Source organism: Serratia sp. NPDC078593 (assembly GCF_050268245.1).
Classification (GTDB): Bacteria; Pseudomonadota; Gammaproteobacteria; order Enterobacterales; family Enterobacteriaceae; genus JBNNGK01.
On sequence record NZ_JBNNGK010000033.1, the window covers coordinates 1 to 12,800 of the forward strand.

The 12,800-nt window shown below is 48.7% G+C and carries 9 protein-coding genes and 1 pseudogene; all 10 read left to right on the top strand.

Annotated features, from left to right (window positions below; genetic code table 11):
- Positions 1–2,533: type VI secretion system ATPase TssH (tssH, locus tag ACQKDS_RS19740; RefSeq protein WP_399673898.1), on the top strand; the 2,533-nt coding region annotated here is incomplete at its 5' end.
- A complete protein-coding gene (locus tag ACQKDS_RS19745) occupies positions 2,526–4,880 on the top strand; it encodes a type VI secretion system Vgr family protein (RefSeq protein WP_399673896.1) in 2,355 nt (784 codons plus the stop codon). The genes tssH and ACQKDS_RS19745, both read left to right, overlap by 8 nt.
- Before the next feature lie 10 nt (positions 4,881–4,890).
- Positions 4,891–7,326 (top strand): glycoside hydrolase family 19 protein, encoded by a 2,436-nt coding sequence (locus ACQKDS_RS19750; protein ID WP_399673895.1) that lies wholly within the window; start codon positions 4,891–4,893, stop codon positions 7,324–7,326.
- Complete coding sequence (locus ACQKDS_RS19755; protein WP_399673893.1) at positions 7,323–8,096, top strand: hypothetical protein; 774 nt, start codon at positions 7,323–7,325, stop codon at positions 8,094–8,096. The genes ACQKDS_RS19750 and ACQKDS_RS19755 overlap by 4 nt, the downstream gene beginning before the upstream one ends.
- A gap of 141 nt (positions 8,097–8,237) precedes the next feature.
- A complete protein-coding gene (locus ACQKDS_RS19760) occupies positions 8,238–9,587 on the top strand; it encodes a hypothetical protein (RefSeq protein ID WP_399673891.1) in 1,350 nt (449 codons plus the stop codon).
- On the top strand, positions 9,571–10,362 hold the full coding sequence (locus tag ACQKDS_RS19765) for a tetratricopeptide repeat protein (protein ID WP_399673889.1): 792 nt from the start codon (positions 9,571–9,573) through the stop codon (positions 10,360–10,362). Before ACQKDS_RS19760 ends, ACQKDS_RS19765 begins: the two co-directional genes overlap by 17 nt.
- A gap of 62 nt (positions 10,363–10,424) precedes the next feature.
- The gene (locus tag ACQKDS_RS19770; protein ID WP_399673887.1) at positions 10,425–10,811 is read left to right on the top strand and encodes a hypothetical protein; all 387 of its coding nucleotides are present in this window, start codon (positions 10,425–10,427) and stop codon (positions 10,809–10,811) included.
- Between the two features lie 178 nt (positions 10,812–10,989).
- Positions 10,990–11,844 carry a pesticin C-terminus-like muramidase gene (locus ACQKDS_RS19775; protein ID WP_399673885.1) on the top strand — a complete coding sequence of 285 codons (855 nt, stop codon included), beginning with the start codon at positions 10,990–10,992 and terminating at the stop codon, positions 11,842–11,844.
- Positions 11,841–12,314 carry a lysozyme inhibitor LprI family protein gene (locus ACQKDS_RS19780; protein WP_399673883.1) on the top strand — a complete coding sequence of 158 codons (474 nt, stop codon included), beginning with the start codon at positions 11,841–11,843 and terminating at the stop codon, positions 12,312–12,314. Before ACQKDS_RS19775 ends, ACQKDS_RS19780 begins: the two co-directional genes overlap by 4 nt.
- A gap of 84 nt (positions 12,315–12,398) precedes the next feature.
- Positions 12,399–12,578 (top strand): annotated as a pseudogene (locus ACQKDS_RS19785) (hypothetical protein); the annotation flags it as partial.
- Positions 12,579–12,800 lie beyond the last annotated feature (222 nt).

The following is a 12,800-nucleotide window of genomic DNA, read 5'->3' on the forward strand; positions in this document are numbered from 1 at the left end:
ACTGCTGGAGCAGGGGGAAGGGGATATCACGGCGATAGCCCGGCGTTATGAATGGGATCTGGACGCGTTATGGCAAGGGTTGCTGGCGCATCTGGCGACCCTGCCGCATACGGTACAGAGCAAACCGCCGCTCTCGGCCAAACTGCAACGGCTGATCCAGCAAGCGTGGCTGACGGCGTCGATGCAGCAAGACATCAATGAAATCCGCAGCCAGCATCTGCTGCTGGCCTTGCTCGAACACCCGGCACTGCTGGAGACGGACGCGGCATGGGCGCTGCTGAGCCTGAGCCGGACGCAACTGGAGCGGCTGCTGCCCGTGCTGGATACCCAGTCGGACGAACGGCCGGCGCGGCAAGCACAGCAAGAGCCGAATCAGACCGCGTCCCCCCTCAGCGATGAGCAGGCTGAAGCGCACGGCCTTCCTCTGACCCACGCCGGGCAAAGCGTGCTGGACAAATTCACCCTGGACGTCACCGCCAAAGCGAAAGCGGGCAGCATCGACCCGGTCTTTGGCCGAGACAGCGAAATCCGCCAGATGGTGGACATCCTCTCCCGCCGCCGCAAAAACAACCCGCTGCTGGTGGGCGAGCCGGGCGTCGGCAAAACCGCGCTGGTGGAAGGGCTGGCGCTGCGCATTAGCGAGGGCAACGTGCCGGACAGCCTGAAAACGGTCAGCCTGCGCACTCTGGATTTGGGGCTGTTGCAGGCAGGAGCCGGGGTGAAAGGCGAGTTCGAACAGCGGCTAAAAAACGTGATTGAGGCGGTACAGCAGTCGCCGACGCCGGTGCTGCTGTTTATCGACGAAGCGCACACCCTGATTGGCGCGGGCAATCAGGCGGGCGGGGCCGATGCCGCCAACCTGCTGAAACCGGCGCTGGCCCGCGGCGAACTGCGCACTATCGCCGCCACCACCTGGAGCGAATACAAACAGTATTTTGAGCGCGATGCGGCGCTGGAGCGCCGTTTTCAGACCGTGAAAGTCGATGAACCGGACGACGCCACCGCCTGCCTGATGCTGCGCGGGCTGAAGGAACGCTACGCCAGCCACCACGGCGTGCATATTCAGGACTCGGCGGTGCAGGCGGCGGTGAGCTTATCACGCCGCTACCTGACCGGCCGCCAGCTGCCGGACAAGGCGGTCGACCTGCTGGACACCGCCAGCGCCCGGGTACGCATGAGTCTGGACACCGAGCCGGAGGCGCTGGTACAGGTACAGGCTGAACTGGCGGCGCTGGCGCTGGAGCAGCAGGCGATAGAGCAGGATACGCTGCTCAGCGCGGAGCTCAACCCGGCGCGGCTGGCCGACATCAACGACCGCCGCACGCTGTTGCAACAGCAGCACACCCGGCTGACGCAACAATACCAGCAGGAGCGTGAACTGACCCAACGGTTGCTGGCGCTGCGTCAGGATGCGGAGCGGGTGGTGGAGCGCAACGCGGTGCACCAGCAACTGCGCGAGCTGCAAGGCTGCCTGCCGCTGCTGTCGCTGGACGTGGATGCGCGCACTGTGGCGACGGTCATCGCCGACTGGACCGGCGTGCCGCTGGGCAGCCTGTTAAAAGACGAACAGACCCACCTGCTGCAACTGGAGCAGCAACTGGGGCAGCGGGTGATTGGGCAGGACGCGGCGCTGCTGGCGCTGGCACAACGGCTGCGCGCCGCCAAAACCGGGCTGACGCCGGAGAACGGCCCGCTGGGGGTGTTTTTGCTGGCGGGGCCGAGCGGGGTAGGGAAAACCGAGACCGCGCTGGCGCTGGCCGATGAACTGTTCGGCGGTGAGAAATCGCTGATCACCATCAACCTGTCGGAATATCAGGAAGCGCACACAGTCTCGCAGCTGAAAGGCTCGCCGCCGGGCTATGTGGGCTACGGTCAGGGCGGCGTGCTGACCGAAGCGGTGCGCAAACGGCCGTACAGCGTGGTGCTGCTGGATGAAGTCGAAAAGGCGCACCGCGACGTGCTGAACCTGTTCTATCAGGTCTTTGACCGCGGCATGATGCGCGACGGCGAAGGGCGGGAAATTGATTTTCGCAATACCGTCATCGTGATGACCGCCAATCTGGGCAGCGACCACCTCATGCAACTGCTGGAGGAGCAGCCGGCGGCATCGGACGCGGATTTACAAGCGCTGCTGCGGCCGATCCTGCGCGACCACTTCCAGCCGGCGCTGCTGGCACGCTTCCAGACGCTGATTTACCGCCCGCTGGGGCGCGAGGCGATGAAACGGATCGTCGGCATCAAGCTGGGGCAGGTGGCGCAGCGGCTGCAACGGCATTACGGCATGGCGTGTGACATCGACGACAGCCTGCGGGACACGCTGGTAGCCGCCTGCCTGCTGCCGGACAGCGGGGCGCGCAACATCGACAGCCTGCTGAACCAGCAAATCCTGCCGGTGCTGAGCCAGCAGCTGTTGCGTTATCTGGCGGAGGGGGAGCAACCGCAGCGCCTGCAACTGGGCTGGGATGAAGAAGAAGGGATCGTGCTGGCGTTTGATGCTCCGGCGAGTGCAACACAGGAGATGAGCGATGAGTGAAAGCATTATCAGTCTGGCACAGAAGGCGATTGACGAGGTCTTGGGGCTGTCCCGCTACCGCGTCGACGTGCACGAGTGTCCACATTTTCTTGATGTCCTGCGCTATCGTGCAAGTGAAATGCTGAGCCAGCCGTGGCGCTACGATGTCACTGTCACCTGTGCGGCGAGCATAGCCAGCAGTGAGCTGATGCTGAAACCAGCGTCTTTCACTTTTCAGTCACCACTCTATGATGGTACCCCGGCTGTGCCGTTGCGCACGGTCTATGGCGTGGTGGATACCTTCCGGCGGATTTCAGTCTCCGGGGATGAAATCACCTACGCCCTGCGTATCGTGCCGCGCATTGCCCTGATGAAGTACACCCAACGCAGTGAGGTGTACCTCAACCAGTCGGTGCCGGAGGTGGTGGAGCAGATCCTGCGTTCACACGGACTTGAGGGCGCCGACTTTGAATTTCGCCTGTCACAGCATTATCCGGTCCGTGAGCTCATCACCCAGTGGCGCGAAACGGATCTGGAATTTATCCAGCGCCTGTTGGCGGAAGTGGGGATCTTCTGGCGCTTTGAGATGGACTGCCGAATTGAACAAGATGTGGTGATTTTTCAGGACAGCCAGCTACAGTATCAGTTTGGTGTGAAGCTACCGGTTATCCCGCCCTCACGCACCAATGATAACGGCCAAGACAGCGTCTGGGATCTGCGTACGGAAGACCAAGTGGTGACCGGTAGCGTTGCCAACCGCGACTATAATTACCGTGAGGCGCTGACCCCGCAAGATAGTTCGGCGACCGTCCGTCAGGAAGGCGGTGCCACTATCGGTGAAACTTACCACTATGCAGAGCCGTTTTTGAGTGAAGGGGAAGCAGAAACCCCGGAAAGCGGTGCCTGGTTTGCCCGTCTGCGTCATGAGCGCGCGCTCAACGCCCAACAGATTATCACCGGGCGTTCAAGCAGCCCGGTATTGGCGCCCGGCGAAGTGCTGGAGCCTCAGGGTAATACCCCAGGGGCCCTGAAAGACGGCATTGTGATCACCAATGTTCACACCTCTGGGGCGCGTGATAAGGGGTTTCAACTGCGCTTCACGGGGATCCCTTACAGTGAAACCGTTTGCTATCGTCCGGCGTTACTGGATCGCCCGGTGATTGCTGGCTCCTTGCCTGCCCGAGTGGAAAGCGACGAGAAGGGTGACACTTATGCGTACCTAGACAACCAAGGACGTTATCGGGTCAGACTCGATTTTGACCGTAGCAGCACTGTACAAGGATACGCGTACCTCTGGCTGCGAATGGCAAAACCCTATGCTGGGGATAATTATGGCTTTCATTCCCCGTTGCTCGATGGCACCGAAGTTTCCGTGGTATTTGACAGCGGTGATCCGGATCGTCCGTATATCGCTCACGCCCAGCACGATTCCGAACACCCGGATCATGTGACGAATGATAACCACACGCGTAACGTCTGGCGCACGGCGGGGGACAACAAACTCTGCTTGGAAGACAAGCGTCAGGAAGAGCATTTTAAGCTCGCCACCCCGTTTGGTAAGACGCAATTAAATGGTGGTCACGTCGTGGACAGCCGGCGTGAGCAGCGTGGGACCGGATTTGAACTGCGTACCGATGAGTACGGCGCGGTGCGGGCAGCACGCGGAATGTTGCTGACGGCAGATGCCCAAGCAAAAGGGCAGGGACCCATGTTGGAAATGTCGTCTGCCGTGAACCAGATAAAGCAGGCGAACAGCGAGATGCAAGCACTGAACGATGCCGCAGAAAGTGCAAAAGCGCTGGTCAGCGACATCCGGACACAACGCAATCTGGTCATGCAGAATATTGCCGATTTGCAATCAGCGGTGATGCTGGCCTCTGCCCCGCAGGGGATCGCTTTTACCTCCGGTGGACATATCCAGCTAACGAGCACGCAGAATACCATGCTCAATGCCGGGAAACATCTGGACGTGGGGGCGATGGGTAATATCTCGGTGAGTGCGGACAAAGAACTCGGCTTGTTTGTTCACAAGGGTGGGGCGAAGCTCATCGCCAATCTCGGCGACGTGGAAATTCATTCCCGCCACAATACACTCGATATGAGCGCGCAACAAAAGCTGACTATCAGCAGCACTGAAGATGAAGTGATTATCAGCACGCCGAAGACGCTGACCATTAACGGTGGTGGCTCCTATGTGAAGCTCAGCGATAGCGGCATTGAACATGGCTCAAATGGAGATTTGACCATGAAAGTGGCCGAGTATCTGATACCGGGCTCCGGAGGAGACCTGCCTGTGGATGCGCCAGACTTTAATACGACTAAAATAGCGGAAATGAAATCTGTCATCAGTAAACCGCTGAGTAACTGAGGGACCAGACATGTCAGTATTACCAAAATTCGCCTGGCCGGTGCCAGCCAGTAAGCGCGGCAATGACTTTGCCAACCGAGACGATGTGATGTCGCATCTGGACGGTGAAGCAACCGGCTGGTACCTGCTGGGAAGTAACGGCATGTGGCACGGGGGTATTCATATCACGAACGCCACCACGCCCTGGTGTGCGCTGAGCGGCAGGGCGGCTTCTGAGCTGCTGGATTTCCCGGTGGCTTACAAGGGGGAGCAGAGCATTCGCTGTATGGCGGACGGGGACGTGGTGGCATACCGGATTTGCCGCGACTATCTGAACGTGCCGTGGGAGACGGGGCCGCTGAACGTCTCCGGCTCCTTTGTTCTGGTGCGTCACTCTATTCAGCCCGGGGAGAAACCGGAAAGCGGCCTGAATTTTTATACGCTGTATATGCACCTGGCGCCGTATTCTGCTTATGAAAAAAGTGAAAACGAAACGCAGTGGATTGTGAATGATAAGCTGCCCGTATTTCGCCGTGAGTGGACTCCTGATGCCAACGCCGGGAACAGAAACACATATCGTCTAGCCAGCATCCCGAAAGGTTCACAGATTGAATGGGATGCGACAGAAACAGGCTGTAGCGCAACGGGGCCCAAGGGGCGCCGCTATGGCCTGGTGACGTTTAGAGGTTTGCCAGCCGATGCGAAGGCCAAAGGGACGCAGACCCGTCTGGTGGAAGGGCAACAATACTGGATCCTGACGGACAGAGATAATCTTGTGCCGTCATCAGGTGCTGCTGTGCGCCCATCGTGGTGGGCGCATCTGCTGCCGCCTTATGCGGAGCCGATGCAGTTTGACAAGGTGATATGCCCCACACCGTATCCGATCAGGGCCGGCGACAGCATCGGTCATCTGGGGTATTTTCAGGTGCCGAAAGAGGGGGGATATGATGCCCGCTATCAGGTACATATTGAATGCCTGAGCATGGATGACAACCTCGAAACCTTCCTGAAAAATCCCGAGAAGGTGGGTGAAAGTGCGCCGCTGTATCTGAAATGCCCGTCGGGCTTACCGCTGTTCTCAAAAGACCTGAAGACAAAAATTATGGTCAGCAGCGGGAGAACCTCGCAGGGCGAAGCACTCCTTAAACTGAGTCAGGTGAAAACAGAAAAAGATGCACAGGAGCAGGAATACTGGTTTTTGCCCTATGCCAACGGCTATGTACCGAAAAGTAACGCCGCAGTGGAAAGGCTGTCGCAGTACGACCTCGGCAGATTGGGGTTCACCACGACAGTGGATGAAGCACCGAGCTTCGACCACCTGGACGGTAAAACACCGCCTAAAGGGCTGGTGCGCAGAATTCTTGACTGGCTGCATAACGCCGCCAGTAATGATATCCGGGTGACTCACCGTGCCGTGCCGCATAACTACCAGCGGTTGCTATACCGGATCGACGGCAGTATCAGCCCTTATTCGCCCCAGGAATACCTGAGCGCGATACATAACCCATCTTATCGCGATGTGAAGAACAAGATGATTGTGAAGCATCCGAGTGAGTGGTATCACAAAAAGGATACGTCGATTTGGCAGTCGTTTTTGAACAAACTGACGAATGATGCACCGGAATGGAAAGCGTACAGTGAAGCCTATATAGAGAAGATGGTGTGGATGCAGGATGCAACTAAACTAAAACTTGGGCCATCTTTGTGGCATATGCATCCGGTGATGTTTTTGGGGGCGATAGAAGCAAAAAAACAGGTCAACATTACAGTTGATATGCTATATGAATTATTTGAAGGATTAAGAGCCCCGAATAAAAAAGATTTTTTACAACAATTTGCTGGCGAAATAAATGATAATGCAGAAAAATACAAGCTAGATACGCTCCGGCGTGTTAATCATTTTTTTGCTCAAGTGAGAGAGGAAATGGGGGGAGGAGCTAGCCCTGTAGAAGGATTAAATTATAGCGAAGAAGGTTTGAAAGCAAATTTTAAATATTTTAGAGTCCATCCGGATGAGGCAAGAAAGTATTCATATAAGAAGTCTGGAGGAAGGATAATAACTCGGGCCAATGAGGTTGCAATTGCCAATCGTGTCTATGCCAACCGGCTCGGAAATGGGAATGTTTCATCTGGCGATGGTAGTAAATATTGCGGACGAGGTGGAGTGCATCTGACAGGTAAAGAGAATTACAGAGGTTTTTCTGATTATTATAAAACTCAGTGGGGTGATGGTGCTGACTTCATTAATAATCCATCCCTCCTTGAAAGTCCTGTTTATTGTGTTCGTTCGGCAGTATACTTTTGGCTTCGTGAAGAGTTGTATTCAATAGCAGATACTGGCGACACTGGTTCAGTTGTGGATAAGATAACGTCTAAAATAAATTTGCATACAGATAGTTATGCTAAAAGACGTAAGCATTTTGAAAAAATAATGAATAAAAAAATATTTTTGGAGGCATTTCAATGAATAAGAAAGGCTTTAATAAGTGCATGTTGAGTAATCTTAAAGTCATTTTTATTTTTTTTGGGAGTTTTTTTTGTGGCAACAGTGAAGCTAGCGAAAGCTGGTATGTAGTAGATAATTATATTGGAACGATCGGAAAACACCCAGTACATTTATCTATTCAGTCATATGATTTTGGTGGTGGTGTTAATATTGAAGGTAGTTATTATTATGATCGTTATAATTCACCGATTGTTTTATTTGGTAAAGAAAGTGTAGGTAATATTACGTTGTGTGAGATATCAAGTAAAAAAGAATTTGAAAGGTATATAGTATCTGGAGATAAATATGACTCTACAAAATGTCCTTTTAGAATTATAAAGCGTAATCAAATTTTGAAGGGGGTGTGGAAAAATAATAACGTCAAATTAGATGTTGTACTTTCTAAAGTTTCCTCTATGAATAAATCAAATGTAAAAAGTGAAAGCGGAGAGCTAGATATACCGTTCTGGGGGGATACAGAGAAACATTATTTTATTGGGGTTTATAAGCAAAGTGGGAATAAGGTAATAATTAATAAAGTTAAAGTGATAAACAAAAATGATGGGCAGGTAATTCAAATCATTAATCCTCAGGATGAAGATTGTGATTTTGGTTTTTACATGACACCAGTATATCAAAACATAGAACGACTTAGTCGCTCCTCAATATTATTAAATTGCTATAGTAAAGATTCAAGTATTTCAGTTGAGTATGAGTTCAAGGGATATGAGTATTTAAAAATAAGTGAGTAGATCCTATTTTTAGAGCTATTTCGAATAATCCCCAGAAAATAGTGTCTGGATAAATTGGAGTATTTGATATTTTTTCCGCTTTACAGGGAAGAATATCTGAAATATCTGACGGGACTGCCGTTATTCTCGAAAGATCTGAATATGAATTCCATGGTCAGCAGCGGGCACGTCACACAGGGAGAAGCTCTTCTTAAACTGAGTCAGGTGAAAACAGAAACTGACGCACAGAAGCAGGAATACTGGTTTTTGCCGTATGCGAACGGCTACGTGCCGAAAAGTAACGCTGCAGTGGAAAGGCTGTCGCAGTACGACCTCGACAGGCTGGGGTTCACCACGACGGTGGATGAGGCACCGAGCTTCGACCACCTGGACGGTAAAACACCGCCGAAAGGGCTGGTGCGCAGAATTCTTGACTGGCTGCATAACGCCGCCAGTCATGATATCCGGGTGACTCACCGTGCCGTGCCGCATAACTACCAGCGGTTGCTATACCGGATTGACGGCAGCATCAGTCCCTATTCGCCCCGGGAATACCTGAGCGCGATACATAACCCGTCTTATCGCGATGTGAAGAACAAGATGATTGTGAAGCATCCGAGTGAGTGGTATCACAAAAAGGATACGTCGATTTGGCAATCGTTTTTGAACAAACTGACGAATGATGCACCGGAATGGAAAGCGTACAGTGAAGCCTATATAGAGAAGATGGTGTGGATGCAGGATGCAACTAAACTAAAACTTGGGCCATCTGTGTGGCATATGCATCCGGTGATGTTTTTGGGTGCAATTGCTAGCCACAGCTATCATAAAAAGCGAGACTATGATTTAGGTTCATTGTCTTCTAAATATGAAACCGGTGGGCGTGGTTCTCAGACAGTCTCTGGTGGTGAGGGTGATGCTGGAGGCGTTTCGTACGGCTCATACCAAATGACAAGTAAGACAACGAAGCGAATTCATGGGCAGCTTCAATCAGTAGTTGGTGGGACTGTTAAGATATTTATTTCAGACAGCTCATTCAAATGGAAAAATGAATTTAATGGTTTAGTGCCGGGATCTTCATCTTTCACCTCTAAGTGGAAAGAACTTGTAAAAAATAATGCAACAGAATTTAAAGGTATTGAGCATGAATTTATTAAGAAAACGCATTTTGATAAATTAGTTGAACATACTCTTTCAGAGACCGATGTTGATATACGCTATCATTCACATACCCTTAATGATGTTGTATGGTCTACAGCAGTACAACATGGCCCTAAAAACAAAATAATTATCAATGCCATAAGAAGTATCGGTGAGGAAGTGTCTGAGACAAAATCCTATGATCAAACTTTGATTCGTGCGATCTATGATGAGAGGGGAAAGAAAAACTCAGGTGGGAATTTAGTCTATTTTTCTAAAAACTCAGCATCGGTACAAGCAGGTGTTAGTGCTCGTTTTATTAGTGAGAAGAAAGAAGCATTGGAGAGATTGAGTAATGAAAAAGATTATTAATACGATTTTTATATTTTTCACAGTATATACGCATGCTGGTGTTGCTATTTATAGTAGCGATACAACAGTTTTAGGTTTGGAGATAAATGAGAAGTCAAACCTAACCACTTCTACTCTATTGGGAGGGGGGAATGATGCAGGGGGGGCATCAATAGCGGATTGCTCTGTTAAATATAAGCTTAAAGAACAAAACAAAAACTATGAAGGGAATTTGATTCCATTTTCCACAGATTTGATGGGATACGAAAGTGACAGTAAAAACATCGCATTATTTGAAGTTGATAAGAAGATTATAACCTTTACAACAAACGAGTCTATCGATGTCTGCCCGCTAGGAACGGATTTTACGGGGGATTACTCTCTTGTGAATAGCAAAAGTAGAGAATACAAAGCGGATTTCGATAGCTTAATAAAACTCAATCACACCAATGCACTTCATCTTTTTAAAACCGATGGGGCATTAGAGGCTTCAATTTCTCTTGAGCCATACATTAAGGAATCTATTTCTAATAATTTATATTATGAGGAAATATTCAATGATTATGGATTTCTGCTACAACAAGCTGGATTGAACAAAGATGCTATAAATATCCTGTCACTTGTAATCAAAAAATCACCCAAAAGAGCTGTTGCATATTTAAATATCGCAGATGCTTCTTGGGGTGAGGCCGATAAAAAGGCAGCAGCCCAATTCTACAAGCTATACATTTATTTGGTGAGTGAAAATAATCATACCTATAAAATACCACAGCGTGCAATTGATAGATCGTTGTGATTTTTGTAAATCAGATGAGTAATCTTTTTTATTGTGGCTGGTTATTTCTATTTGGTAACAGCATGGGAAAATTTTATTCATTATTACTAATGATGCTTTTTTATACATTGGCAGACTTTGGCGGAGGTTGGGTGAGTGAAGGAAAATCGAGCACTTATACTGTTCATTTAACAGAAGTTGGAAATCATATTTTTGGGAAATATTGCTTCATCACGAACAATGGGAACAGAATAGATTGTGCTAAGCAAGATGATGATGACAATATCGCTGGTGACATTTTTGATAGGCATGCGCAGATTTCGTTTGACAGCACTTTTGGTGGTGCTGGCAAGGCTGTTTTGACACCTAAAGAAGATAATTTAATTTATCACTTTACTGATAAATCTCCGTTCGTATATGCCAATATGTCTGTACCTGATGAAATTGTAATGAAGAGGTTTTCTAAATAATTCTATAGGGATATTTAGTTGTAGTACAATTAAATAGTGTCCCATTTGCACCCACAGGGGCGTGCCGCATAACTACCAGCGGTTGCTATACCGGATTGACGGCAGCATCAGTCCCTATTCGCCCCGGGAATACCTGAGCGCGATTCATAATCCATCTTATCGCGATGTGAAGAACAAGATGATTGTGAAGCATCCGAGTGAGTGGTATCACAAAAAGGATACGTCGATTTGGCAGTCGTTTTTGAACAAACTGACGAATGATGCGCCGGAATGGAAAACGTACAGTGAAGCCTATATAGAGAAGATGGTGTGGATGCAGGATGCAACTAAGCTAAAACTGGGGCCGATGTTGTGGCATATGCATCCGGTGATGTTTTTGGGTGCGATTGGAGATAAATTTGGTGATACGATTGATTTCCAAACGAGCTTAGGTGTTTATCGAATATCTAAAAAAGCAGCAAATTTAATCTTAAAGGCTGAAGGTTATCAAAAGACTCCATACGTACCTCAAGGCAGTGATGCCAGCGGCGTAACTATTGGTTATGGATATGACTTGGGACAGCAAACAGCGTCTAAAATGCGTGCTATGCTCTCTGGTTACTTCTCTGAAGGGCAATTGGACCGATTACAACAGGCTATTGGGCTTCAGGGGGATAGAGCTTCCGCTGTTATCCCTTCACTGAGTGATATAACAATTAGTAGAGAAGATGCTGTAGCTTTAGCTATGAAAATGAAAGAAAAATATGCGCAAATTGTTGTAGATACATACCCTGAGGTTTTAAATACTCATCCTCATTGCCAGGGGGCTATGCTTTCTTTAGTTATTAATAGGGGGACTTCTTTTACCAGACCGAGCGTAGCATCGCGTGTTGAAATGAAAAAAATACATGATGATTTCATATCCGGTAATCTTAGTAACATACCAAGTCAGTTCCGATCAATGAAGAGACTTTGGATTGGCAAAGGTTTGGATGGCCTGATAACTCGTAGAGAAGATGAAGCAAAATTGTTTGAAGAAGGAATGGCTCAATGAATAAATTAATACTGTTCATGTTGTTTAGTTCATCTGTAATTGCGTTTGAAAATTGTACGACGGGGAATACTAATGAGTTAGCGAAATGCTCATATGATAATTATAAATCCGAAGATAATCTTCTCAATTATTTATATGAAAATATAGTCACAACATTTCCTGAAATAAAGAATGAGGTTAAAAAAACACAACGGTTATGGATTAAACTACGGGATGATATTTGTGCGTACACACCTAATGATGGTGAGGAATACAAGATAAATAAAAATGCCTGTTTGTATCAGCAAACATTTGAACGAAATCGAGAGTTGAAAGCAATAATTGAGAAACAAGCAGAATTAAGGAATTCCTCTAAGATAACCCCACAACTCAAGTGGAATGAGTATATAAAACTTCATTGCGATTTTATGAGTAAGCAATATTCAGATTCTGGCTGCAAGGACAGAAACCAGTTTCTTCACTCAGAATAATGATGCTATACGTTCATTGTTTCAAGGTAACATCAAAAAATTCGAATTTTCTATTGAAAATATGATAGGGGACATGGTGAAAAATACTCAGTCAATATGAATTTTTACAACGCGCAGAGAAAATCCATTTCCGATAGATGTGCATTGTATAACGGTATGGATGGTCAGCGTTCAGAGCTTCTTGAAAATCAGTGTGAACTCGACGGTGTTACACAATTAAATGATTTCCTTAATAAGTATAAAAAAGCTGTTGATAATTATTGATGATTTTCAGCCTATATAGATGACTTTAAACCATCTATATGCTGGAAAGTGGTGGCATACCGGATTTGCCGCGACTATCTGAACGTGCCGTGGGAGACGGGGCCGCTGAACGTCTCCGGCTCCTTTGTTGTGCACAGAAAACCTCCAGCTAGGCTGGAGGTTCCGTAAAGCTTTCAGCTTTGAGCCAGTTATAAAAACCCCTTTTGATTTGTTAAAACAGTT